Here is a 26,058-nt window from a genome sequence, read left to right on the forward strand (position 1 = left end):
ACGCCTCCGAACCATAGACCAGTACTGATTGAAGGAATGCGATTTCGAGCAATGGCCTGACCATTCATCACGCCAAACGGCGCTTGCCCGCGATCGCAGCGACCAGCCGAATGCGGCAGCCGAAGACCGGAAGCCCGAGCTCGCGTTCAGCAACGTTTCAGTCCATGCCAGTTAATTTGGTGCGACCAAAAACGGGCGTCTCGACCGGCCCATACGGCTCCGGCTCAAAGAGACGTACCAACGCCTTTTTCAGATACAGACGCTGTGCCAACATCTTGACTCACCCCACACGAATTCTCATCGCTGCCAACACCGCCTGGTATCTGGCGAATTTTCGGCTGCGACTCGCGTGCGCTCTTCAGGATGCGGGCTACGAGGTCATTGCCGCAGCGCCTTATGACGACAACGCAAAACGGCTCGAGGCGGCCGGCCTGCGATTCGTTTCGCTGCCCATGGACAATGCGGGCACCAACCCGTTTCGCGACGCGCTGCTTACGGCGCGACTCTTTAGTTTACTCATTCGGGAGCGGATCGATGTCTACCTGGGTTACACCGTCAAGCCCAATGTCTATGGCGGCATCGCCTGTCGCCTGACGCGGGTGCCATCGGTACACAATGTGGCGGGGCTCGGCACTGTATTCATGTGCGACAACCTGCTGACCCGCATCGTGCGGGGTCTCTACCGACTCGGCATGAAACGCGCGGCGATGGTCTTCTTCCAGAATGCCGATGACTACGCACTCTTCGAAAGAGCCGGCCTCGTCGACACCGAACGGGCGATCTGCCTGCCCGGCTCGGGCGTGGACACCGCCCGCTTCGCGCCGCAAGAGCGCGAACAGGAATCTACCACCGATCGCGGCCCGTTCCGTTTCGTGCTCAGCGCGCGACTGTTATGGGACAAGGGCATCGGCGAGTTCATCGAAGCAACCCGGCGCCTGAAAGGCGATGGCGCCGATATCGAATGCGAGCTCCTCGGCTTTCTCGACGCGGAGAACAGAACAGCCATACCGCGGGCGCAGATCCGGTCCTGGGAGCGCGAAGGCCTCGTTCGCTATCGCGGCGCCGTGGAGGACGTTCGACACACGATCGCCCAGGCCGACTGCATCGTGCTACCGAGTTATTATCGCGAAGGCACGCCACGCTCCCTGCTGGAAGCCGCCAGTATGGGCAAGCCCATCATCACGACCGACGCCATCGGCTGTCGCAACACCGTCGAGCACGGTGTGACGGGGTACCTGTGCAAGCCGCGCGACGCCGCTGACCTTGCCGACCGCATGCGCGATGTCATGGCGCTCACCGAGGATCAACGGATGGCGATGGGCGAACAGGGTCGGAAGAAGATGCAGACCGAATTCGAGGAAAGCATCGTCATCGACCGCTATCTGATGGTCATACGTCAAATCGTGTCGGCCGATAGCGGCCCCGCTACTCGGCGGGCGTAGAGACAAATCACCTGAGGGTGCCGCGTCGTACGAGCTTCGGCACTCATCACAGTGCAGACATTCGCCCGCCAAGCCCATCCGAAGCGCATATCCGGTAACTGCCTTAACACTCGGTGTGGTAGCGACAATGCCCAGTTACGGCCCACGGCGTCGTTATGAGCCAGCGAAGTCAGCCGAGAACATATCGACTGACATACACACCGTCATAAAGCGCTGATAGAGCGGTTGCAAACCTGGTGCCCGGTGGGGAACAGTCCAGATTTGAAACTAGACTTCATCGTTACACGAAACACTGACCGGCCAGGCTCACTATGCCCGTAGATAACTGGGCTATAACCGATGCGGTTGAGAAGCACCAGTCGGGCCGTACATCGTCTAGAGGGGGCGTTCAAACCTCGTAATAACTGCGATACCAGTCGACGAAGTTCCGCACACCTTCCTCGACCGACACTTCGGGACGGTAGCCAACGGCTTCGAACAAACTGTCGACATCGGCGTGCGTGGCCTCGATATCCCCAGCCTGCATCGGCAGGTATTCCTTCTCCGCCCGGACTCCGAGACACTCCTCGAGACGCTCGATGTAACGCATTAGCGGCACCGGCTGACCGTTGCCGATGTTGTAGATCCGCCACGGCGCGCTGCTGGTGCCCCGCGTCGGTGTGTCACTGGACCATGTCGGATCGGGGGTGGCGACCACGTCGACCGTTCTGACGACGCCTTCGGCGATATCGTCGACATAAGTAAAATCCCGGCGATGCTTGCCGTGGTTGAACACCGGGATCGATTCGCCGGCCAGCATCTTCTGCGTGAACAGAAACAGCGCCATGTCAGGCCGGCCCCAGGGTCCGTACACGGTGAAGAACCGCAGGCCGGTGGTGGGCAGTTCGTAAAGATGCGAGTAGGAATGCGCCATGAGTTCCGTGGCCCGCTTGGATGCCGCGTAGATTGCGGCCGGATGGTCGGCATCTCCCTGCGGCGAGAACGGCATGTCCGTGGACAGCCCGTATGCAGAACTCGTCGACGCATAGACGAGGTGCTCGACAGCGTTATAGCGACATCCCTCGAGCACGTTCAACGTTCCCGTGACATTACTGTCGATGTAGTCATGCGGGTGCGTGATGGAATGACGGACCCCGGCCTGGGCCGCGAGATGCACCACCCGATCGAATTTCTCGCGCGCGAAGAGTGTTTCCATCTCCTGCCGGTCGGCGATATTCAGGTGGACGAACGTGAACCGCTCGTCCGGCGCGAGACGATCGAGCCGTGCCTGCTTCAGGGACGGGTCGTAGTACGGGTCCATGTTATCGACTCCGACCACCACATCGCCGCGATCGAGCAGGCGTTGTGCGACATGGTAGCCGATGAATCCCGCGGCCCCCGTCACCAGTATCTTCATGCGTTGAAACCTTGTGTTTTAAGCCGTGGCGATGCGTTCACGTCACCGGTATTTTCTGCGGTGTGACATGGCCAGCAGCGGGAAAACAGTCGTCACCCGGACTCGCCCGGGCCGCTATAGTCGCCCGTCGGTCACCTCGGCGGGGAATGTGTACTTGACGTCGTAGATCACATGCGTCGGCTTGCAATAACCGCGGATCGCGTCGATGCCCATGGCCTGGAACTCGCGATGACCGACGGCGATCAACGCAGCGTCGTAGGCGCCCGTTTCCGGTGTTTCCACCAGCGTCATGCCGTACTCGTGCTCAAGCTTGGCCGAATCCGCCCAGGGGTCGTAGATGTCGACGTGCACATCCATGGCCTGCAACTCGCGAACGATATCCACCACACGCGTATTGCGGATGTCCGGGCAGTTCTCCTTGAACGTCACGCCCATCAGCAGCACGCGCGAGCCGTTGACCTGGATTTTGCGGCGCAGCATCACGCGGATGAGCTCGTGGGTGATGTATCGGCCCATACCGTCATTGATGCGCCGACCGGCGAGAATCATTTCCGGATGATAGCCGACCGCCTGCGCGCGGAAGGTCATGTAGTACGGATCCACACCGATGCAGTGACCGCCCACCAGACCCGGACGAAACGGTAGAAAATTCCATTTCGTACCCGCCGCCTCGAGCACCTCCTGCGTATCGATGCCCAGACGCGAGAATATCTTCGACAGCTCGTTGACCAGCGCCACGTTGATGTCGCGCTGGATATTCTCTATGACCTTGGCCGCTTCGCCGACCGCAATGCTCGATGCACGATGGATACCCGCCGGAACGATCGGGCTGTAAAGTTCGACCAGCCGATCCGCCACCGCATCGGTGGAGCCCGCGACCACTTTCATGATGTTGGCCAACCCGTGCGCGGCATCGCCCGGATTCGCCCGTTCCGGACTGTAACCCACGAAGAAGCCCTCGTTGTAGGTCAGCCCCGATATCGAAGCGAGAATGGGCACGCAGCGCTCTTCCGTGGCGCCGGGGTAGACGGTCGACTCGTACACCACGATGTCGCCGTCGTTGAGATAGGGGGCGATCGACCGTGACGCCGCCTCAAGCGGCCCGAAATCCGGGACTTTCGCATCAGTCACCGGCGTGGGCACGGTCACGACATAAACATTCGCCGCCGCCAGATCGTCCGCGACGGACGAGAACCGAAGCGAACTCGCCGCCGCCAGTTCCGCGGATGCCACTTCGCGCGTGAAATCGTAGCCCTCGGACAACTGGGCGATCCGGGTGGCATCGATATCGAAACCCAGGGTTTCGTGGCGTTTTCCGAACGCGACCGCCAGCGGCAAGCCGACGTAGCCCAGACCGATCACCGCAATGCGGGTCTCACCCTTGGTCATTATTAATTCTCTGCAAGGAAGAAAACGATCACGGTAAAGCGACGCATGCAATGCCGCGGCGAGACGCGGATTATGAGGCTGTCATGCGGCTTTCGCAAACTATCCGCAGCCTATCCAGCGGAGGCGATATCTCATGTCCGTCCGATTCGCTCAGTCTTAGACCCGAGCGCGCTCCAGCCATGCTTCGAACATCAGAATCGACCAGATCTCGCGTTTGCCCGCAACGCCCCTGCCATCCAGAAATCCGGCCCACATGCGGCGGACACGGTCCACATCCAGGAACCCTTCGGCCGCCAGTCGCTCCGGTGACAGCAGCGATTCCGCCCATTCCCGCAGCGGACCATGCAGCCAGTGCTCCAGCGGCACGTCGAAGCCCTGCTTGGGGCGTTCCACGAGACGACGCGGCACATGGCGATAGAGCACCTCGCGTAGCGGCCACTTGCCTTCCGGATGACGCATTTTCAGTTCCAACGGCAACGATGCGGCGAACTCGACGACGCGATGGTCCAGCAGCGGCACGCGCGCCTCGAGCCCAACCGCCATGCTGGCGCGGTCCACCTTGGTGAGGATGTCACCCGGTAGATAGCCGACAAGGTCGAGATACATCATGCGTTCGACGAAACTGTCCAGATCCGGCAACCGCGACCGGTCCGCCACGAACCCCTGCGGTTCGCGACCGCCAATGACCAACGCTTCCGGGTCCGGCCAATACGAGATCAGCTTCAGATACAGCTCTTCAGGGGCGTTCATGCCCATGATGTCAGCGAGCAGCGCGATTTTGTCCGCCGGATCCCGCATGCGAAAGCGTGCGGGCATGACTTCGAGCATCGCGCCAAGCGCGCGGCCCCAGAGTCGAGGTGACGCGCGCAGTACACGTTCGAGCGAGCGGCGCGCCATCGAGGGCATTCCGCCGACACGCCCCCACACCCGCTGACTCCAGAAATAGCGGCTGTAGCCACAGAACAGCTCGTCGCCGCCGTCACCGGACAGACTGACGACGACATCGCGACGGGCCAGCCGCGAGACGAGGTAGGTGGGTATCTGGGAGAAATCCGCGAACGGCTCGTCGTACATCTCCGGCAGATGCGGGATGACCTGCTGGGCCTCGGCAGGGCTGACATACAACTCGGAATGCCGCGTGCCGAGATATTCCGCTACCGCCTTGGCGTGCGGGGCTTCCTCGTAGTGCCCCTCCTCGAACCCGATCGAGAACGTCCGTACCGGCTGCTCCGACTGCGCTTGCATGAGCGCGACGACCGTGGACGAATCCACTCCGCCCGAGAGGAAGGCGCCCAGCGGCACGTCGGCGACCATACGGCTGCCCACCGCATCGCGGAGCAGCGCTTCGAGTTCGTCCACGGCCTCGTCCGGGGTACCGGCAAAGCGATTCGCCGCACCGCGTTCGACCACATCGCGGGCGGACCAGAAGCGCCGGACCAGGTCCTGCTGATGATCGACGCCGGCGCCCGGCGCCTGCCCCGCCTGTGTCTGATCCAGCGTGAGAATGGCGCCGGGCGGCAGCTTGTACACGTTCTCGTGAATCGAATACGGCGCGGGAATGTGGTTATGGCGCAGGTAGAGCGTGAGGGCGTCGCGATTCACTGCCGCATCGAAACCGGGGGCGGCCCGCAACGCCTTGAGCTCGGAGCCGAACAGGAACAGTCCACCCGACCAGCCGTAATAGAGCGGTTTGATGCCCACCCGATCGCGCGCCAGGGAGAGCTGGCGGGTCTCGCGGTCCCAGAGACCGAGCGCAAACATGCCGTTCGCCCGTTGGAGCGCCGCATCGAGCCCCCAGTGATCGATCGCGGCGAGCAGCACTTCCGTATCCGAGTGACCGCGAAACTGCCACCCGGCCCCGACCAGCACGTCACGGATATCACGAAAATTGTAGATCTCGCCGTTGTAGACGAGCACATAGCGCCCGCTCTGCGAAACCATGGGCTGATGGCCCTCGGGCGAAAGATCCAGGATCGACAGACGACGGTGCCCGAGCGCCAGCCCCACCTGTGCCTCCTGGTGCGCCCCCTCGTCGTCCGGGCCACGACAGGCGAGGGTCGGCGTCATGTCGCCTATGGCCGCGAGCGCGCGTTCGGGGCCGAGTCGATGGCGCGCGTCCCAAAGGCCGGTCAATCCACACATTGTTCAGTAACTTCCTAGTTGGCGATAAAGTTCGATGTAGCGCTGCGTACTTCGCTGCAGCGCATAGCGCTGCGCGACGCGCTCTCTCGCACGCGCCCCGAGAGCCGCTCGCCCTGCCGATCCGAGTTCCGCTAGCTGTGCCCAGCCGCGCACCAGCGCGCCTGGCTCGCGCGGTGGTACGACGATGCCCGTGTCGCCGACAATTGCGGGTGCATCCCCAACCTCGGTGGTGACGCAGGGCACTCCGCAGGCCATTGCCTCCGCGAGAACATTAGGGAACGCGTCCCCCCAGGCGGACGACATGCAGGCGACGTCCAGCGCGCAGTTGAACGCGACCGTATCCTCAAGGCGTCCGCATCGGACCACCGCCTCGTCCAGGCCGTACTCAGCGATACCTCGATCGATGATCTCGTCGTCATCCGTACCCTCGCCGGCAAGTAGAAAAAGAGCGTTCGGGTGGTCGGCGAGGAACGACGCAGCGGCGCGCAGAAAATTGTCGTGATCCTTCATCGGATGGACGCGAGCTGCCAGCCCGATCACGAACGCGTCGTCGTTGATGCCCAGGTCGCGTCGGAACCGTTGCCGGAGGCCCGTGTCCGGGCGGAATGTTTCAAGATCGTAGCCGTTCGGGATGATGACGGCCTGGCTGCTGTCGAAACCGAATGCGGCATGCTGATCGGCGCTCAGGCGCGAGTTGTAGACAATACGCGACACACGTGGTGACAGCGTGGCCCCCAGACGAATAATCAGGCGGGTGCCTTTCTTCTCTTCGGAAAGGCCGTACAAGGTCTGACGTACGCCCCATACAACCGGCGCGCGCAGGCCAACCGCTGTCACGGAGGCGACCAAATTACCGTGATACATCCAGCCCTGAATCACGTCCGGTCGAAGACGATGCAGACGACGGCGGAGCGCAAACAGGCCCCATGGCGAAGGGCGGCGCGGATTCATCCCCGCGTGCCAGACGCCGTCTGCCGAGGCGCACGCACGCTCTGACAAAGGGCCCGGCTGACCCAGCACAAGCACGTGCTGAGCGCTCACTTCGGGCCGTCCGCTTTCCAGCAGCCGGCACAGCGCGTTCTCGGCACCACCGGCCGCCAGGCCGGTAATGACGTGAACGACCTTCATGCAGCCACGGGTACGGATGCGTCTGACGATGAATCCAGACTGCGGTTCAGACGAACCACGGCACCATGCGCGAAGACAAAAGAGAAGAAAATCATGCTCGCTGGCTCAGTGAATTGCGTATGCGCGAACACACCGCCCAGAAACAGCTGTAGCGCGACCACGCGACCGATGCCCTGACTCGAGAGCCACAGCAATGCCAGAAGCGTTAGAAAGAACGCAAGCCCGAGTACACCGCCTTCCACGAGGAAGAGAAGATACATGTTGTGCGGCTGCGCGCCGTACTCCCATTTACGGGTATGAGCCAGGCCGTGGCCGATCCAGGGGGCCTTTTCCGCACTCTCGAGCGAATTGCGTATCAACCGCTCACGCTCAGAGGCGGACGAGCCGGCGATCACACGAGAACCTATACCGAGCCGCATCTTCGTGTCTGGCGTCAAATATGGCGATATGGCTGAATTCTGGATCAGCGGGCCAACCGCACCCGTAAACAGCAGTATCGTGCCGCCCCCGCCGACCAGGATAATGCCGACCGATACGGCCAGGCGCGTACGCGGACTACCGAAGTAGCCGTACCAGGCCAGTGCGACGGCACTCAGCCCCCACAGGATGTAGGCGCTTCTGCTGAACGTCGTCAGCACGCCCAGTCCGCAGAATGCAATGAAGAAAAGCCTCAGCCGTCTCGGCACCGCCGCGAGCCCCGCAACCATGGCCAAGGCGATGAAAGTCCCCGCAAGGTTGGGGTTTTCGTAGAAGCCAGCGCCCCGACCCACCACTTTGGTGAACGTCGGCCGTACGAAATCGTAGGCGCAGATGATTGAAGCGAAAATAGCGAGTATCGCTATCGCGCCACAAGCCATACGCAGGCGCCGCGGCGTAGCCATCAGTATGGCGAACGCGCCCAGTAGCGCAATGGATTCACTATAGACAATCAAATAGTCTACGACGACACTGTCTTGAACAGACAGAAGAAATGTCAGAACCAGATAGACGAAATACGCACAGAGCCACAGCAGGAAAGCCCGGAAACGCACGTCCCCGCTACCTGAAACACCCAGCCCCGAGCCGGCGCGCCGCAGGATATAGAACAGAACGAAGCCGATCAGCAGAAAATACGAATACAGCGGCTTGAACGGCACGTGATAGAACACGTATCCATAGGCGTAACTGCCGAACCAGAGCAGAAATGCGACAAGCATCAAATCCGAAAACGAACTCGGTAGTATCCGTCGCTTGCTGCTTGCCATGGCAATGTCATTCATGATGTCTGGCTACTGTTCAAGCGGCTACTGTTCAAGCGCGCCAGTGCATCGCAGCTACGCTGCACAAGCGCTGAGACGCTGTAATCTCGCACCACGCGCTCGCGCACCTCCGAGCGTGGTCCGCAGCCGTGTTGCCGCACATATTCGCCGGCCAAGCCAATCGCCCTGGCCAGCGCCGCCGCGTCACGCGGCGGCGTCACGATGCCGTGATCGCCAACGACTGAGGCCATGTCACCCACGTCGGTAACCACACAGGTACGCCCACAGGCCATTGCTTCGCCGATGGCATTCGAGAATCCTTCTCCGAACGCGGATGGCAGAACCACGATATCGAGTGCGCTATAGACGGCGGCCATATTGTTGCGCGCTCCCGCCCACAGCACGCGGCCCTCGAGTCCGAGGCTACATGCGTATTCTTCAAGGTGGCGCGTCCAGTGATCGGCGCCATCGCCCACACAGACAAACCGCAATCCGGCACCCTGCTCGGAGTCACACAGCTGCCGGACCGCGTCCAGAAAGGTGACATGATCCTTCATGGGATCGAGTCGCGCAACGACTCCGACGACCACTTCATCCTCGCCCAGGCTCCACTCGCGCCGCAGCCTCGTGCGCCCCTCGGCATCATAGCGAAATCGCTCCGTATCGATGCCGTTGGGTATCGTGATCACTCGGCTCTCCGGGAACCCGTGGGCAATGCGGTGACGCGCCCCGGCCTGCGAATTGGATATGATCAGATCGGCGTATCTGGCCAACACGCATTCCGCCCGGAAGCTCCACGCACTCAGCCAGTCATAGCTCTCGAACTGCATGTTCGAGGCTCTGATGCCCCACACGACAGCCGGTCGGGCTGCAGCCAAGGAGACGCCCAAGGCGAGCATGTTCGGAACAGGCATGTAGCCATGAATGATATCCGGACGAACAGAACGCACGACGTGGCGCAGGCGCAGCAGAAAATGCGCCATGTCCCACCGGCCGCGTTTGCCCAGATCGTGAAAAGACACGCCCTCGCTCTGGATTTCCTCCTGGAACGCCGCACCACCATAGAAACAGGCGATCGAAACCTTCCAGCCGAGATCCCTTAGCCCCAGAAGGAGCGAAATCAACTGTCGTTCGGCGCCGCCCCGATCCAGAGACCGCGCGAGAAACATGATGTGCGGCCGCTCAGTGCTCGACAAGAACCCACCTCGGATACATGGCGTTCGGGCACGATGCATTTCTCGAATACAAAGCCATCCCCCGTCAGAAGCTCGAAAATGCGGTGCCCGTGCGAGCCACGAGGCTTTCTGCTGTCGACAGCCGGTGTCGACTGGGTCTTATCTCGCCGCTGAAATCACGCAACTTCGCATTCCCAACGAAGTGCAGGTTCGATTTGTTTGCCGCCAATTCGTCAACAAGAGCACCGCGCTCGCCAACGAATTCGAAAATACCATCGAGCACCGTTTGTGTTTCGTTCGCAAGATCATCGTAAGAAACCCTGATGTAAGGGGCTTCTCGCTCGAGACGCGCGGCGAGGAGATGATACGCCCGCCAACTCGCGATACTTTGCACGAATTGGATTTTCCCCGGCTGCTTCTTGGATCTCGACTTCGCGAAATCGCCCGCGTCCCCGGCGAGATGAATGATGCCGCCCACGAGTTCGGGGGCGAAAGCGAGAAACGCCTTGACCCGCGCTATGTTCTTGACGCCATCCACGAAAACACGTGACTCGTCTTGCTGGCCGCTTTCCACGCCACGCAGGAACTCCCTGTATTGAGAAACGAAACGGCGCTGATCCGCGGCTGCGATGCGGCGCCGCAGCGATTGCGGCGACTGCAATAAGTAAGACAGGCGCCCGACCGTGTCGCTCCCGCCGGGCGGCTGGACCCAGCCACGATAGAACGCGTCAGGCTCCACGCGTGTGGTTACTTCACGGTCCACGCGCTGCCAGAACGGGCAGTCACGCACCTGTTTTCCGCAGCCACAGTTTTCCGGCAGATGCTGCTTAGGATACGTATCACCGAGCGCCGTGATCGCAGGATGGGCTCCCAGCAGACGCGCCAGCAGTGTCGCGCCGTGGAAACTGGGACAAAGCACAAAAATCACTTTCTTGAACATGCACTAAGCGACCGGGTCTTATTTGGAAATAGAGTGAAGTACGGGCAAGGCGGCAGCGGCGATCATTCTCGCTTTAGCGTGCCGACAAGCCCAATGTATTTGTCGTTGAACTCGAAAACATACCAATCCTCACGTCCTTCCCTACCCACGAAGTCCATGAAGAATGAATTATCCTGAATATCGTCGAAAAGCACGACAGCATTCGACGCCAGCCTGGCCCGTACTTGGTCCCAGGCCTGCTCGCGCCCGGAATACGACTTGTCCGAGTCGTAGTGAAACAGGTCGATCGCCGGAACTTCATCCACGATCGCTCTCAGGTTGTTTTCATCACCCTCGACGTAGAGATGCCATCGATGCTTCACCGAGTCATCCACGACGATACCGATATAGCGCTCCGGATCGGGGATCCTGAAATACGGGAAGTCGCTACTGTAGAGCTCGCCGTGGGCGTTGGCTTCAAGTGCCTCCAGGAATGCAGCGGAAGAATAGCCAGCCGCGACTCCGGTTTCGACCACGACAGTCGGTCGCATCAGCCGAGTGATGAAATAGAGCAGCGGATAGACGCCGCCACCGCCGAGATCGTATTCGACTTCGCGGAGCCTGGCATCCGCCGCTTCCGTTATGCGACGAGCCACTGTCTCGCTTTCACGCCAGAGAGCTTGGTCGATGGATTCCGCAAATGCCGAAAACGACCGCCGATTCTCTCGCAGCCACTTGTAGTTCTCGGTAGCCGAGCGTTCACCTCTCGTATCATTGATGCGCTTGTACAGCTTCTTGAGCATCACGCGGGACCGGGACGGTCTGATCGCTTGTCTTAGTATGTTGGAAATTTTCATTGAAACAATTAATTATATTGAAACCGAGTGACCAATTCGCTGTACCACCGCCGGCCGCGAAGGGAAACCGATGGCGGGACACGAACGACCTGCGCTTTCAGGACGCCCGGCCAAAAGCCAGTGCTCACGGGATTGACGGACACTCCGTAGCGTCCGCCCGCATCCGTGGCTCCAGCACCGGCCGGTATCTGCACTGCACGAGCCGAACTCATCCCGTGGTTTCGGCCTATGCAGTCAGAGCCCGGGGGGCGGAGCACGTCGAACATTATCGAAAACCGTTTCCCATTGATCGAGCACCCCGTGCAGATCCCATTGCACCGATCCCGCCTTGGCGCGGTCGCCCAGCCGTTTCCGATATGACTGATCATGCATGAGAGCCTCGAGAGCTTCTGAAAACCCCGACACATCCTCAGCGGGCACCAGCACACCGGTCTGGCCATGGCTGATCAGCTCGGCCGGCCCTGTCGGACAGTCGTAACTGATTACGGGCAGGCCGCAGCGCATCGCCTCGAGCACGACGTTCGGCATGCCTTCGAAACGAGACGATAAAGCGAAAATGTCCGCACTGCGCATCAACGCATGTGGCGTCGACGAAAAACCGGGCAGCAGCACACTGTCGTTGCAATCGCGCGCTTCCACGACGTGTTCAAGGTGGCTACGCTCTTCGCCTTCGCCGAGAATGACCAGACACCAGCTTCGTTCTCGATCCGGCCGCAAACGAGAAAATGCCTCTATCAGAAGGTCGAATCCTTTCTGACGCACCAGCCGACCCGCAGCGAGGACGATGCGACGGCCATCCGCCCACGCCAACACGTTACGAGTGGCGGCGTCCGGAGACGTATCGGCATCGACCTGCACGGGATTCGGCACGACCGCGACATCCACGCCGGGTATGTGTTCACGCCACCAGTCGGCGATGCGATCCGTCTGCACCACGACCAACTCCGATCGCGACACGACGTGTCGCCGAAGCATTCGCCAGGCTCGGCCGAGCGACTGGTGCTCGGGTTCGTTGCGCTCGGAGGCGATCAGCGGTTTGCTCAACCCAAGTGTCGCCAGTCGCGCCAACACATTGGTGCTCGTCATGAAACTCACGACAACCTCGGCGCGCGTCCGGGCGAGCGCTTTTCGAAGGACTCGGATGCGGGTGACGTTGTTGATTACAGCGGCTGGCATCGAATGCGCGGGCCGCAGCAGATCGAGGCCGACTCGATTGACAGCCGACGACAGCGGATAGACATCGTTCTCCGAGCGATCCAGCGTCAGCAGCCACACTTGGTGGCCGCGTTCAGCGAGGCCACTCGCCAGAACGCTCAACACCCGCTCCGCCCCGCCCCCGGCAAGCGACGAAATCACGAGTGCGACCTTCACCGATGACCACGATACGACGGCGGACACGCCCGCCATGCCCGGCGGCGCCGATTCGTGTTAATGCATCCCAAGATCCTTCGCACCGTATGGGCAGGTTAACCAGTTAATGGTACGCTATTAAACATGAAGTGAAAATCGGCGTCACGACTGCGATCGACTATAGTCAAAGCCGCCATTATCACGCGATTGCCTGTCCCACAGCAGGGGCTTGTGTCATCGGTTGAGGGCGGTGATTCAGCCGATGATTTGCTGTCAGCAGCAATACAGACGCATCAGAACGACGAACATAATGACTGAACGTTCGCCCTGCCTGGATCGGCCGGCATCGACGGCTCTGACAAGAGATAGCGCTCAGCTATCGTTATGCCGATGACGCTGCGGGCCTCGGCGAAACGACGCCGCGCTATCGGTTACCTCGCGGGCAGCATCGGTACCGTACTGATTGCCTTATCGCTGCTCGGGGACTTCACCCCCCTCGGGCAGTATTCGAACGACGCACCCAGAAGCTGGGAGTCCTTCGATCCGGAGAAGGTCACGCGTGAGCGCAGCCTTGCGGCTCTCAGGCACGATGCTCGTACACGGCTCGATGATTTCGAATCGGCCACCTCGGAGGCGCAAATGCTAGCGCTCTTCGAGACGACGACCACGCGATTCAGTCACAGCGACGGCGCCCGCTACACCATCTTCAGCAACTGGATTCTGGCCGCAGCCGGCCTGCTGAACAGAAATTTCTCGGTCATACGCGACCCGGAACGCATGGTGGCCGGCGGGCATTCGCTGATCTGCAGCCAATCGTCGTACCTGCTCCTGACACTGGCTCGGCAGGAAGGAATCAAGGTCCGGCATGTCGGGCTCGACGGGCATGTCGTCATGGAAGCATGGTACGACGGCGCCTGGCACATGTTCGATCCCGACCAGGAAGTGATCGCACGAACGGAAGACGGCAGTATCGCCAGCGTCGACGATCTGGCTGAAAGGTCGGACCTGCTGGAAAGCGCCTACGCGCAGCCGAATCAACGCAACCTGATCCCGATCATCGCTTCGCAGGCGAACAACTCGTTCGTGTCCTACCCCGAAGGTGCGCGCTTCGTCTGGACGGCAGATGTTCTCGCTCATGTCGAGCGCTCGACGGCCGTGCTGAAATACGTGCTTCCGCTACTACTCGTTCTGGTAGGGTTTGCGCTCCTGAAGGGCGCAGCGTGGCCGGTCTCTCGCCAACACCATCGCTGATTGACGTCCTCGTCTGCGCTTTCGCACGAGCCCTCACGACATGACTCAATACGGCAGTACGTGGCCAACGCATTCCTCCAGCATGATTTGTCATCGACCGTCATGAGCACGGCCGCCGCATTCACCGCAAAAAGAATACTGATGCCGCTACCCGGTAACGGCATCGGTGGCGCCCAAATGTCGGCCATGCTATTGGCGCAGGGCCTCGCGAACGAATTCGCCTGGCACGCGGGCATCGCACTGGATCGAAGCACGATGAGCCGCAAGCTCTTCGAAGATTCCGGCCTAGAAGTGCTCACGGCGTCGAATCTCGGCACACCAGACGTCAGACTCAGCAAGTTCAGACTCGGGCGAGCGGCGCACGCCGCACGAGCCGCCGGTAGCGCCCTCCGAGTCATCCGCCAGTTCCGACCGGATGTCGTCACACTCAACACCAAGAGTGGACTCATTCCGTGGGCTCTGGCCGCGCGAACAGCTCAGGTTCCTGTGGTCTGGTATGTTCGCGGCTGCCGGCGTACCCGCTATGACAGCGTACGCACAAGGCTTTCGTCTCGAATCGTATTCGCCGCCAACGCAGTCGCGTCGTCTTATGCCGACCTACCCTTGCCGCCACACACGACCATACGTAACGGCGTGCGCGCCACGTTCTTCGATACCGATGATTGTCGCGAGGATCGGCTTCGCCGGGAGATAGAAGCCGCTGACGATGACGTGATCGTGTTGTTTGTAGGCAACCTGATACCGCGTAAGCGCCCGTTATGGGCCGCACGATGCCTCTCGGAAGTCATACGTCGAAGCGACGTGCCAGTGCGGTTCGTGATCGCGGGAGAAGACCGCGACAATGGACAGACGACACAAGCTTTGAACGAGATCTTCAGTGCCGCCGGTGTCGCCTCGAACCTGCATGTCCTAGGCCATCGCCAGGACATTCCTGAACTCATGCGCGATTCCGACATTTTGATCCTGACGTCCGAACCCGACGGCGAAGCGTTCCCGCGAGTGATAATCGAGGCCATGGCCTGCGGCTTGCCCGTGATCTCGACCGATGTGGCGGGAGTCGACGAGGCTGTGCAAGATGGACAAACCGGCATGCTCATTGGTCCACACGACGAACCCGGGTTCGTTAGCGCGGTATCCACCCTGGTGCACGACTCCCGAATGCGTCAGCAAATGTCGGGGCGTGCCGTCACGTGCGCGCGCGATAATTTTCAGCAATCTCACGTCGTCCACCAGTTCAACGACTTCCTTTCCGACCTATAAGGTCGGCGCGATGCCGTGCCAGGATGATATACAGGTACGCACCACCACTGACAGGATCACTGGGTAACTCGATCTATGCGCCCTAAAGTTTCAGTATGTTGCGCTTGGCATGAGCGCCCCGAAGCCGTTCGGATAACACTTGACGCCCTGCTATCCCAGAATTTCGAGGACTACGAGGTGATCGTTGTCAACGATGGCAGCACGTCTCCCGAGGTCGCCATGGAACTCGACCGCTACCGATCCGAGCGCGTAACCGTCGTCCATCAGACAAATACGGGCGCGCCGGGAGCACTGAATCACGCCATCAGCCTCGCCCGCGGCCCTTATATCGCGGTTCATGATGCCGGCGACGCATCGCGCCCGGACCGCTTGCAGGAGCAATCCCGCGCTCTCGACGCCGAACCTTCGCTCGTCGGCGTGGGGTGCTTTACCGAAGACCTGATGGTGCAGGACAACGGCGGCACCACGAGGGAAAAACTCAACGACGACAAGCCCGAGCGCCTCAACCACCGCGACTTCCTTGCCCCACGCAACTTTCTATCTGGCGGCGAAGTCATGTTCCGGAAAGAGATCCACCAGAAGGTCGGCGGGTATCGTTCCGCTTTTCGATACGCTCAGGACCGCGACCTGTGGCTTCGAATGAGCATGCTCGGCGATTTCGGCATCGTGCAGACGATGCTTTACGAGCGCCGGATATACGCGCAGGGCGTCAAAGCGTCGCTACGAAAATCGATAATGCAGAAACAACTGTCCCATTTCGCCCGCGAATGCGCACAAATGCGCATGCAGAAGGGCTATGACCTTGTCGATATTTTTAGTGACCAAGCACCAATGTATCGTGCAAGAACGAAAACTGCAGCCGACAATCTCGCCAGGTACGCGTTATGGTATTTGTACCACGACGATCATGAATCCGCGAATATTCTCGCAGATTTGGCAATTCGCGAACGGGTTACACTTCGGTCGGTCGGGATCAATGCTATCGCGAAAACCACAACGGTCTCCAATGGCCGACACGAAGCCATCAAATCCCTGCTGCGACGCAAGATAAGTAAATTCGATATGCAAAAGCCGGAAACACTGATCCGACGCTAAATATCCATCAGTGAGCTGGCGACCCGGCGCGCCTTGAGTTACTCGAGGAGAATTCTCAAATCATCGAGAATGTAACTAACCGGCTCGTTTCCGACCGACAAACGCACGGTACGGAAATCCAGGCCAAGCTCCTGTAACTCCTCAAGCGTCTTACCCCAGTGACTCATGTAGGCCGGTATTTCGATTAGGGTGTCCACTGAACCAAAACTAGGCGCCATTTTAGTCGAATTCAATCGATTGAATTTATCTTCAAGCTGAACGCTCTCTTCAACTCTGAAGGTAACTACGGAGCCACCGTGAAATTGCGTGCGCTCCAACAGCTCCGCCTGATCCCTATTCGCGTTACGCCCGGGGTAGTAAATATCGACCACGGCGCTGCTTTTTTCGAGAAAATTGATAACTTGCAAGCAGTTTTCCAGCCCTTTAGCGATACGTATATCGTATGTTCGCAGACTGCGAAAAAGCAGATAGGCACTCAAGTTGTCCAGAATGCCACCGAAACTGGACCTCGCCGACCAAATCTTTTGATAAATTTCACTATCGGCGCAACTGACGTAACCGGCAAGCAAATCGTTGTGACCGCCGATGTACTTGGTGCACGACCCGACAATGATATCCGCGAATTCAGCCTGGCCCTTATCATTCACTAACCCCTGAAAAGTATTGTCGTAGATGATTACGGCATTCGGGAATTGGCTGCGGATAGCCTCCAGGTCCATCAGTCTTAAAAAGGGGTTGGAGGGGCTTTCCACGAAAACGACCACACCTGACGCATCGGTCGCGTGACGCATCAGCTCCGACTGATTGCTGACGTTTTCTGTGTAAACGTCGAATCTTTCCGAAAAATCGGAAAGCAGAACAGCAGTCTTTCTATAGAACGACCCAATAGTATATATTTTTGAGTTTTTCTTTAGAACGGACCGAAACGCTGCATCAATTGCCGACATACCCGAGTTGAAGAGGACGACATCAGAACCGAGCAGTTTTTCAAAATAGCTTTCGAGCTGAAGAACAATCAGACTGGCGTCGCGAGCGTAGCGAACGGAATTGAACTTGTCTTCGTGATATGCACCCAAGCTATCGAGCGATTTGAATGCGTATGCCGAAGACAGGTTGAGTGACGGCACGAGAGGCTCACCCTGCAGCGAAATGCCGTCAGGCGCCCCCAACGAACTTCCTGCAGAGTAATGCGCGTCGTTGAGCAACCCAGTTACGGATCGAGGGCGCGACGATTCATGATCCGCCATCAACGGGCTCCGTTAAGCTGTTGAAAATAGTTCCAAGCTGAATGACATTGAGTTTCGTTCTGATATCGAAATCTTGCATCGATATATCAAGAGAGTTTTGTTCAAGAATACCGACTCGGTATGACGACGCCAACCATCTTCGCGAACTCTCCTTGCGCCATTTTTCCGTTTTTACCAGCTTGGACCAATCGGCCCAGACAATGTGCTTCGAGCGTACACGCTCTTCGCCGCGAACGCGACTTGCTACGGCCTGGAGCCGCGGGAGCAAAACGCGATTCACAACCAGCCCGTAGTACGGGTAAAAACCCTTGCCGTTAGGCACGCGCTTAGTTTTACCGAGATATGGCTTCATTGCAGCCAGAAAGATACGTCGATTGATCTTCCAGTCAAATGGGATTTCGGAGGCCAGCTTCACTATTCTTTTAGAGAAAAAAGGTTCGTGAATAGCCATCAATCGCCGATTCGACGTATAGTGCGACGAGCCCGACGCCATACTCGATGGCCACATTCGTGCCCATTCCTCGACACTGTCGGCCTGGCGAAACTGAGAAATTCTGCGGCGATGCGAATTTCGCCGCTCAATAATCGCACTTCGAATCTCCGGCTTAAGCACCTTCCATGCGGCCGAATCGATTCCGTGTAGCACCTGGTCGCTCTGTCTGTCATCGATAGACGTATCAGACTGAAACCAAGCAGGAAGTATCAACTCTCGCGTGGTCTTTCTGTGAGGCGAATGTATGCCCTTGAGCAATCTGTCAGCTCCGAACCCGCCCAATACTACAGGCGCTTGAGAAAGCTTATATTTCTCGGCCACCCCTAACGAGTGAGCCTGAAAGAACTGAGAATTCGAGCCAATCAACGAGCACGCGGCGTCGATGTTATCAATGTACTGCGTTGGTGAGCGCTTGGCCAGAGTGAAACGAGCACCATAGGCGGCACTGACCGTGGCGGCTATCTCGGTTTCACGGGTAACGTCATCAGCAAACACAACCGCGTCGCAATGCCCTCCTCCAGGCATTGCGCCAAGCACGGCACGCGAATCTTCACCAGCACTGACGAGTACAGTGGGTCTGTCACCATCCGAAAACGAGGCCCTCGCGGATTCCTTGAGTGCCAACCGTAACCATTTCGCGCATCTTCCGAAACTATACTTCGGGCTTGGGGTTTCTTCCGGGATCCAGTACGTAACCAGCGTGCGCTCTCCGGATCCCGGATATGTCGCGATCGCTGCCGGCGGCAGCTGCCTAACCTCTCGATAGCACGAGTAAGGGTACGTCACGACACCGCTTACAAGGAATTCCGCCATCGAGACATGATCCAGCTCACATGAGTTTGCAAGAGCCCCCACCGCATCAACGTGGGTACCGACCACGGAGCCTCGATTGTGACGTCCCTCGTAAACCGGAATAAAGGCCATCAAGTCGGTGACTACCGTGACTGTACGTTTTCGCTGATCGACGAATACAGCCGCGAAAGGGCCGTCCAGATCCTCATCCCACTGCATATGGCCCAGCCGCCAGCGCCGCAAAAGTCGTTGGGCGCGACAATTCTCACCGACGCCACACGCCTCGTTTCCAGAGCTCCAGCTGAACCGCGGCCTCCCGATCACGACAGCAATAAAATGCCCGTCGTCAACGAACTCGCTTGGCGACCACGAGGCTACATAAAAAGCAAGACACCCCCAATCACCCTGAAGGGCATGGACATCGCCCCGGTCGTCGGGATATATATTCCGCAACTTGTCGGAAAGGCACGTCGACTGACCGAGCTCTGGCGTATAGAGAAAGTCGAGCATTAAGTTCAATTTGCGTGACGTTAGAAATTAGGAATTGACGTCGATCAACCACAGTGCGACTGAACCGAACTTGCCTGTGCTACCAGTAACTCGAATTGCAGATGGCCGGGTTAGCTGGCGAAGCCATGATTACACTACATGCTAGGTCCACTCCATGGACCCATCATATCGACCGCAGCAGGAGTTCTTGCCGAGCCGACTTGCTATGTAATACCGGTCTTGCCCACTCACACTCGATTGGACAACGCGCTAGTCCAAGCACGGACGGACGCCTCGATGAGAGCGATTAACGATCAGTCGAAGCGATTTTTAACACGGCGTCGAAGCGACCTTAAAACGCGCTTTGGGAATGAGAAACGCCGACAGGGCTCGATCCCGGTATTGATCACCTCGTGATCCAAATAGCCAAGCGCTTTTTCATGATCCGCCGACTTGGTCGACGCATACCAAAGCGCATGAGGTAACTGGCCGCGTTTCGCTAGACGCCCTAATATACGCTCATCATCGACCTGACTCGAATCATTACTAGCCCGAAGCGGTGCTGCGTCGGGCCTGGAGTCGCGCGCTATTCCGACGGACGAAAACAGCTCGTCCCAGCCGTCGCCCTCCTCCCAGCATAGTTCGGAGAACCGTCCCGGCTTGTCGGCAAAAAAACGCCGCACGGCGTCATTGTGTCGCTCATAGAATTCCACGAATGGATCAGGCGTCGAATGGGGATCCCGCGCGCCGAATACGAGTTCCCAGGTTTCCGTCGGGCCGTATCGATCGTGATGTTTGCGCATGCTTTCCAGCCACACCTCAGTATTCGTGCGACGCGTGAGCACGAATCGAGCATTCGGGAACTCCTCGTGTAACTCCTGATAAACGAGCGGCCATGGATAGTCGTCAAATGATTGAAAATCACGCGCCAATTCAATCAATGCAGCGGGCATCCGACGCTTGGCAAGATAAGCACCTGATAGATACGGCCCTGTCAGATGCCGAAAACCCAGCTCCTGCATGCAGGCGCCAAATGTTGTAGTTCCGGTTTTGCCAAGGCCAACACAAAATATCTTTTGTTGTCGCAAAATTAATCCTATATTGACGTCAGGATCACGCAAACACTAAAATAGTGCACAATCCAAAAGCACACAAAAACAGGGAGAGCTGCGGGGATGTGGGTTGGATCGTTATTTCGGCATCATATATCACGGGCAAAACGAATAGCTCAGAACAAACCGCCTTATGACGGAAATTTTTGGGTTTCCGAAAAACATAAACTTATATACTTAAGCATACCCAAAAATGCCAATTCCTATTTCAAATCGCTTTTTCTATACAATCATCCCGTCGCGTTCGACTATGTTCCCGAGCTAGAGACAGCCAACGAATATCTATCTCGAACAGCTAAGAAAGGTGAGCTTACTGCCACTTCGGCGACAATCCTGCGTGACAAAGGATATACCAAGTTCGTCATCCTAAGAGATCCGCTTGCACGTCTCGTAAGCGCATATCTGGACAAGGTGGTGAACAGCGCTCGGATGTCTCGGCATGATGAAAGAAGGGGAAAAGCCTATCATTCCGACGGTTTTTTTAATGAAATAAGCCAAACACTCGGCGTAAAAGTCGATCGCGACACCTTGAGTTTTAGTCAGCTATTGCGCTATCTGGAAAAGACATCTCCTTTTCTAGTGGACAAGCATTATAGGGCACAATGGATTTTTCTGAATCGAATACCATTCGACTACTACGGGACTATGGAAAATATTCCAGATGTTCTCGATTTTTTGAAATCACGCGGACTCAGAACACATTCGTTTACCGCACGCAGCCCTAAACGGACGCCTTATACAAAACCTCTGCCGTCCGGAAGCAACCGAAATATCGCAGATATGCCTGCCTCCGACTTGCGCCTTTGCGACCGTTACCCGCCTGCTCAAGAGTTCTTCAAACAGCCAGCAACACTTGAACGTGCAGCCAAACTTTACAAATCGGATATTTCAATTTTTCTAAAAGTTCAAGCGCTCGATAAAGAAGCTTACTTTAAGCGTTACCGGTAAAAACAATAAAATCAGAAATTCTCGAGTATCAACTCGCCTCTCCGGAGGCCAGCCTGCTAAAAGAATTGTCCGCTTGCACCAGATCGGAATAAGATCCGCAGGCCGCAATCCGGCCGTCTTGAAGCATAAATACGCGATTACACTTTTCGACCGTCGTAAGGCGATGCGCGATCACAATAAGTGTTCGGCCACCGCGCATGGCATCCAATTCGTTCACAATGGCCTTTTCAGTTGTATTATCGAGGGCCGACGTCGCCTCGTCCAAAACAATGACTTTCGGGTCATGATACAACGCTCGCGCAATGCCGATTCTCTGCCGCTGGCCGCCCGACATACGGACACCCCGTTCGCCGACCACAGTCTCATAGCCGTGAGGCAATCGGTCGACTATGAACTCATGGATATTGGCAATACGGGCGGCACGTTCGACGGCGGCCAGGTTAATCTGAGCGGCGGCCAGGCCGTATGCAATATTGCTAGCAATGGAACTGTCGGTCAGGTAGATGTCCTGAGGCACGTAACCTAGATTTGCCTGCCATGCCGAACGGTTCCGCGAGTCGATCGGCACGTCATCAACCAGGAGTTGTCCTCCTGTCGGTTCGAGCAAACCGAGAATTATGTCCGCCAGCGTGGTTTTGCCGGCGCCCGTAGTGCCCGTCAAAGCCACGAAGCTGTTTCGAGGTATAGTCATGTCGATGCCAGCCAGCGACGCTCGATCTGCGCCGGGATAACTGTACGTGAGAGACGCCAGTCGCACTTCTCTTTCAAACGGCATTTTGGCGCGCGCATCCACGGACGCACTGTCGGACGATGGGCGATTTGCCGACCGCGACGCATCGGCGTTCCCGCTATTCGCGATGCTATCTGAAACATCCGCGACCAGCGTGTTCAACACCGGTTGATTGAACCGCCACTTCGCAACACCCTGATACACCTGCTGCAAAGCTGGCAAAAGGCGGTACGCCGCGACTACAAATGCACTCACAGTCGGCAGAACTGCCTGCATGTCATAGCCTGAACTAAGCAGGTAGAGCAGAACCAGCATCACCGTGCCGAATGCAATGCTCTCGATGATGAACTTTGGTATCTGACTGAAAACCTGATTCTTTGCATTTGCTCGCGCAAACGATTCTGCGGCGGGCTCGTAGCGTCTCAAAAACGCCTCCTCCCGACCACAGACCTTGACTTCTTTTATGCTTCCAAAGGCTTCGCTGACCGCCTTGAAGCGCTGACTGTTGGCTCGCATACGCTGATCGCCGATCCGCAGCAACGATCTGCGGATGGTGAGATAGACCATGCAATAGGCAAAGGCAAAAATTACAGCGACAGCGATCGCCATTACAGGATTCAGCCAGACCAGGAACCCAACGATAAAAACGACCGTGATGCCGAACGCAGTGGCTTGAAGCAAAGGCATCAGGACGCCATTTGCGAACTGCTGCGATTCCTGAAGAATATTCTTCCCGATATCCGCGGAATTGCGGTTGAGAAATTTTTCGTACGGCTGACGCAAGTAGGCGGCTAGAAGTCGACCCGATATGCGGTGCTGCACCCCCCAGGCAAAATGCGTCATCAACCAAATCGTGAACGCTGTAAACAGATTGCTACCGACCAGCACGATCAGCAACAGCGCACCGACAAACATTACGAACATGGATCTCGACTCGAAGCCGAGAATCTCGTAAACCCATCGCAGCAGCGTATTGTCGGGCAGACCAGTGGACTGTGACAGCAGGGATACAAAAGGAAGAATCACGCCAACGCCGACGACCTGCAACACGCCCATCATGAGCATGGCAAACATAACCCATGTGAATCGACGCCTCTCAGCAGTCGAGAACAACGCCAGGATCTCTGCGAAGGATTTGAGCATATAACCTGCGCTATTCGAAACGCGCGACTGTTGAATTCAGGAAGAGCGCTACAAAACAATGCGCCGGGCAAACATGCGCGCCGCACGCGAGTTCCGACGGATCGTCGCAACTCAATAATGTCGTGCGGCGCGGCAGCTGCGATGGATCGGTCATCCGCCTAAGAGGGCATCATTTGCCGCTCTGACTTTTGTATTCGTACTGATAGTGCCGATCACCTCCGCCGTAGTCAGCGTGGACTTGCCGGTAACCATTGAATACCACACCGGCAACCTTGCGTTCCGATCGACTCATGCGCCGCATGGCTTCTTCGATCTCCGAAATCGGGTGCATGCCGGCGCGCGTGATCATGAACGTGATGATTCCCTCCTTGGCGCCTGCGATGACGGCAGCATCCGTGACGGCGAGAATCGGCGGCGCATCGATAAGCACCAGGTCGAATCTGCGATCGAGCTCCTCGAGCAACTGCGAGAACTCGGCGCGCATCAACAGCTCCGAAGGGTTCGGAGGTATCTGACCGCTCGTCAACATGGTCACGCCCGTGTCGCCCAGCGGACGCAAGGCGTCATCCAAGGGCACCTGACCGGTTATCACCTGCGAGAGGCCCGGCTCGCGCTCGTTATCCAGGAACTCGTGAAGGCGGCCACGACGCATGTCCGCATCCACCACCACCACGCTCTTGCCGGTATCGGCGACAAGATACGCGAGGTTGCTGCTGATGAACGATTTGCCTACGCCAGGCGCCGGCCCGGTAATGAGTATGGTGCTGCTGTTCGCGTCCATCTGCGCGAAGTAAAGGCTAGTCCGCAGACTGCGCAGAGCTTCCACCGAGACGTCCATCCCGTGATCCCGCGCGAGGATCGGCACCGGTTGACGGCGGCGCTGGGCTCGGGCTGTCTGCCGCGCCAGCCATCCACTGAACGGTACGACAGCATAAACCGGCACGCCGATGCGGTTCTCGATTTCCTGGGGATCACTGACGCCACGGCGCATGGCGATTCGGAGTAACACATAGCCGCAGCCCAGCACCAGACCCAGCACTACAGACAGCATCATCACCAGCGACACTTTCGGACTGATCGGGCTGACGGGACGTTCGGCTTGGTCAATGATGCGGACGTTACCGACCGTGCCGGCCTTCACAACCCGCAGCTCCTGCAAGCGATTGAGTAGCCCGGTATAGAGCTGGGTGTTGACTTCGACATCGCGCTGCAATCGCAGCGTGTCCTTCTGCTCTTCCGGAAGCTGGTTAACCCGCCCTTCGAGATCCTGGCGCGCCTGATTCAGTTGCTGCAGCTGCTCGCGCGCGGCCTGCATCGTCGGATGGTCGGCTGTATATTGCTGACGCAACTCGGCCATCCGCATTTCCAGCTGCGCACGCCGATCCTCGATTGACGATGCCCGATCCAGCAATGCCTGCCCTTCGGACGTCAGATCGACTGCCTGGTTATTCGTTTTATACGAGGCCAACCTGGCCTCAGCAGCATCCAATTCGGATTTGACCTCGGGAAGCTTCTTCTCGAGAAACTGAATACTCTGTTCAGCTTCCTGGGACTTCGCTTCGACGTTTTGTCGAACATAATGCTGTAGCACAGCATTCACTTTCTCGGTGATGCTGCTCGGATTGCTGCCCGTCATTGCGATCTCGACAATGCCGGTTCGCTCACCCTGTTCGGCGACCTGCAGGCTTCCCGCCAGCGAGTCCGCGACCGAGAGCCAGTGGTTGCGTTTGACCGAGAATTCGGTGGGCGGACTCGAGACCATCAGGTCACGCACGAAAAGCTCGATGTCGCCGCCCTCCGACGTGCGGCCCGTCGCCTGTTCGCCGGTCTGACCCTCGAGCAGGCGCTCGCCCTCGGGGCCGAACAGCACGAACTTGCCGCCGCCGAGCGCCCGCAGCGTGAAATTTTTTCCCTTCAGCGAATCGGGCACTTCAAAGCGGGAAACCGAGATACTGACCGGCGACCAGGCAAAATTGGAGAACCAAGATCCCGCGTCCTCATCGACTGCCGTCCCCGCCGCCGGCTGCGGTTCACGGCTACCTGCGATCATCCCGCCGATATAGGGGAAGTGGTTGGCAGATGTGCTGATGATCAGCCCGAGATCATTCACGGCCTTCCCGACCACGGACCGTGACCGCATGATACTGATCTGGGCCTGGGCCGGGCTCTTGCTTCCACCGCCAGTGAGCTGCGATAGATCGCCGGTTAAACTATCCAGCGGCGACGTGCTTTCCGGCTGTATCTCAACCAGCGCGTCCGTACGGTAGATCGACGGCGTCGTCAGCAAGTAAAAGACACCCAGCAGTACCGCCGCCAGCACGAACGCCGCGATTGTCCAGCGTCCGCTGCGCAGAAATCCCCATAGGCGCGGCAGACTGACTTCGGATTCGTAGCCGTCGCTGGAGGCGGAAGTGTTCTGCGAAGGCAGGTTCGCAGTGCCGGTATGTGTGTCTTGCATACGT

Annotated in this window: 19 protein-coding genes; 5 read left to right on the forward strand and 14 right to left on the reverse strand. The window is 58.2% G+C overall.

Annotation, left to right across the window (positions count from 1 at the left end):
- Nucleotides 1-275 precede the first annotated feature (275 nt).
- Nucleotides 276-1,442 carry a glycosyltransferase family 4 protein gene (locus SAHL_RS04840; protein WP_221177834.1) on the forward strand — a complete coding sequence of 389 codons (1,167 nt, stop codon included), beginning with the start codon at nucleotides 276-278 and terminating at the stop codon, nucleotides 1,440-1,442.
- Nucleotides 1,443-1,830: 388 nt separating this feature from the next.
- Here SAHL_RS04840 and SAHL_RS04845 read toward each other — a convergent pair whose 3' ends face one another.
- The 9 genes from SAHL_RS04845 to SAHL_RS04885 all read right to left on the reverse strand — a co-directional run bounded on the left by SAHL_RS04845 (nucleotide 1,831) and on the right by SAHL_RS04885 (nucleotide 13,093).
- Nucleotides 1,831-2,838, reverse strand: coding sequence for an NAD-dependent epimerase (locus tag SAHL_RS04845; protein ID WP_123590273.1), 1,008 nt, complete (start codon nucleotides 2,836-2,838; stop codon nucleotides 1,831-1,833).
- A gap of 114 nt (nucleotides 2,839-2,952) precedes the next feature.
- On the reverse strand, nucleotides 2,953-4,227 hold the full coding sequence (locus SAHL_RS04850; protein ID WP_123590274.1) for a nucleotide sugar dehydrogenase: 1,275 nt from the start codon (nucleotides 4,225-4,227) through the stop codon (nucleotides 2,953-2,955).
- A gap of 156 nt (nucleotides 4,228-4,383) precedes the next feature.
- The gene (gene asnB / locus SAHL_RS04855; RefSeq protein WP_123590275.1) at nucleotides 4,384-6,369 is read right to left on the reverse strand and encodes an asparagine synthase (glutamine-hydrolyzing); all 1,986 of its coding nucleotides are present in this window, start codon (nucleotides 6,367-6,369) and stop codon (nucleotides 4,384-4,386) included.
- A gap of 3 nt (nucleotides 6,370-6,372) precedes the next feature.
- Entirely contained in the window at nucleotides 6,373-7,497 is a 1,125-nt protein-coding gene (locus tag SAHL_RS04860) for a glycosyltransferase (RefSeq protein WP_123590276.1), read from the reverse strand.
- On the reverse strand, nucleotides 7,494-8,756 hold the full coding sequence (locus SAHL_RS04865; RefSeq protein ID WP_123590277.1) for an O-antigen ligase family protein: 1,263 nt from the start codon (nucleotides 8,754-8,756) through the stop codon (nucleotides 7,494-7,496). Before SAHL_RS04865 ends, SAHL_RS04860 begins: the two co-directional genes overlap by 4 nt.
- A complete protein-coding gene (locus tag SAHL_RS04870) occupies nucleotides 8,753-9,904 on the reverse strand; it encodes a glycosyltransferase (RefSeq protein WP_221177835.1) in 1,152 nt (383 codons plus the stop codon). Before SAHL_RS04870 ends, SAHL_RS04865 begins: the two co-directional genes overlap by 4 nt.
- A gap of 91 nt (nucleotides 9,905-9,995) precedes the next feature.
- The gene (locus SAHL_RS04875) at nucleotides 9,996-10,850 is read right to left on the reverse strand and encodes a hypothetical protein (RefSeq protein WP_123590279.1); all 855 of its coding nucleotides are present in this window, start codon (nucleotides 10,848-10,850) and stop codon (nucleotides 9,996-9,998) included.
- Nucleotides 10,851-10,912: 62 nt separating this feature from the next.
- Nucleotides 10,913-11,632: an O-methyltransferase gene (locus SAHL_RS04880; RefSeq protein WP_184947383.1), complete on the reverse strand. Its 720-nt coding sequence runs from the start codon at nucleotides 11,630-11,632 to the stop codon at nucleotides 10,913-10,915.
- 288 nt (nucleotides 11,633-11,920) lie between these two features.
- Nucleotides 11,921-13,093: a glycosyltransferase family 4 protein gene (locus SAHL_RS04885; protein ID WP_123590281.1), complete on the reverse strand. Its 1,173-nt coding sequence runs from the start codon at nucleotides 13,091-13,093 to the stop codon at nucleotides 11,921-11,923.
- Nucleotides 13,094-13,420: 327 nt separating this feature from the next.
- Here SAHL_RS04885 and SAHL_RS04890 point away from each other — a divergent pair, with 327 nt between their 5' ends.
- From SAHL_RS04890 to SAHL_RS04900, 3 genes are all read left to right on the forward strand, one after another.
- On the forward strand, nucleotides 13,421-14,287 hold the full coding sequence (locus SAHL_RS04890) for a hypothetical protein (RefSeq protein WP_123590282.1): 867 nt from the start codon (nucleotides 13,421-13,423) through the stop codon (nucleotides 14,285-14,287).
- Nucleotides 14,288-14,347: 60 nt separating this feature from the next.
- The gene (locus tag SAHL_RS04895) at nucleotides 14,348-15,547 is read left to right on the forward strand and encodes a glycosyltransferase (protein ID WP_148045490.1); all 1,200 of its coding nucleotides are present in this window, start codon (nucleotides 14,348-14,350) and stop codon (nucleotides 15,545-15,547) included.
- Nucleotides 15,548-15,622: 75 nt separating this feature from the next.
- The gene (locus SAHL_RS04900; protein WP_123590284.1) at nucleotides 15,623-16,642 is read left to right on the forward strand and encodes a glycosyltransferase family 2 protein; all 1,020 of its coding nucleotides are present in this window, start codon (nucleotides 15,623-15,625) and stop codon (nucleotides 16,640-16,642) included.
- 38 nt (nucleotides 16,643-16,680) lie between these two features.
- On the opposite strand, the gene SAHL_RS04905 is transcribed toward SAHL_RS04900, so the two are convergent.
- From SAHL_RS04905 to SAHL_RS17490, 3 genes are all read right to left on the reverse strand, one after another.
- Complete coding sequence (locus SAHL_RS04905; RefSeq protein WP_123590285.1) at nucleotides 16,681-17,889, reverse strand: PLP-dependent transferase; 1,209 nt, start codon at nucleotides 17,887-17,889, stop codon at nucleotides 16,681-16,683.
- Nucleotides 17,876-19,393, reverse strand: a complete 1,518-nt coding sequence (locus SAHL_RS04910) for an asparagine synthase-related protein (RefSeq protein WP_184947385.1) — start codon at nucleotides 19,391-19,393, stop codon at nucleotides 17,876-17,878. The genes SAHL_RS04905 and SAHL_RS04910 overlap by 14 nt, the downstream gene beginning before the upstream one ends.
- A gap of 584 nt (nucleotides 19,394-19,977) precedes the next feature.
- Complete coding sequence (locus SAHL_RS17490; protein WP_148045491.1) at nucleotides 19,978-20,751, reverse strand: sulfotransferase; 774 nt, start codon at nucleotides 20,749-20,751, stop codon at nucleotides 19,978-19,980.
- Between the two features lie 87 nt (nucleotides 20,752-20,838).
- Here SAHL_RS17490 and SAHL_RS04915 point away from each other — a divergent pair, with 87 nt between their 5' ends.
- Nucleotides 20,839-21,723 (forward strand): sulfotransferase family 2 domain-containing protein, encoded by an 885-nt coding sequence (locus SAHL_RS04915; RefSeq protein ID WP_123590287.1) that lies wholly within the window; start codon nucleotides 20,839-20,841, stop codon nucleotides 21,721-21,723.
- A 28-nt stretch (nucleotides 21,724-21,751) separates the two neighbouring features.
- Here SAHL_RS04915 and SAHL_RS04920 read toward each other — a convergent pair whose 3' ends face one another.
- The gene (locus SAHL_RS04920) at nucleotides 21,752-23,596 is read right to left on the reverse strand and encodes an ABC transporter ATP-binding protein (RefSeq protein ID WP_123590288.1); all 1,845 of its coding nucleotides are present in this window, start codon (nucleotides 23,594-23,596) and stop codon (nucleotides 21,752-21,754) included.
- 169 nt (nucleotides 23,597-23,765) lie between these two features.
- Nucleotides 23,766-26,054 carry a polysaccharide biosynthesis tyrosine autokinase gene (locus SAHL_RS04925; RefSeq protein ID WP_123590289.1) on the reverse strand — a complete coding sequence of 763 codons (2,289 nt, stop codon included), beginning with the start codon at nucleotides 26,052-26,054 and terminating at the stop codon, nucleotides 23,766-23,768.
- Between the last annotated feature and the right edge of the window lie 4 nt (nucleotides 26,055-26,058).

This window comes from Salinisphaera orenii subsp. halophila YIM 95161 (genome assembly GCF_003732545.1).
Taxonomy (GTDB): Bacteria; Pseudomonadota; Gammaproteobacteria; order Nevskiales; family Salinisphaeraceae; genus Salinisphaera; species Salinisphaera orenii_A.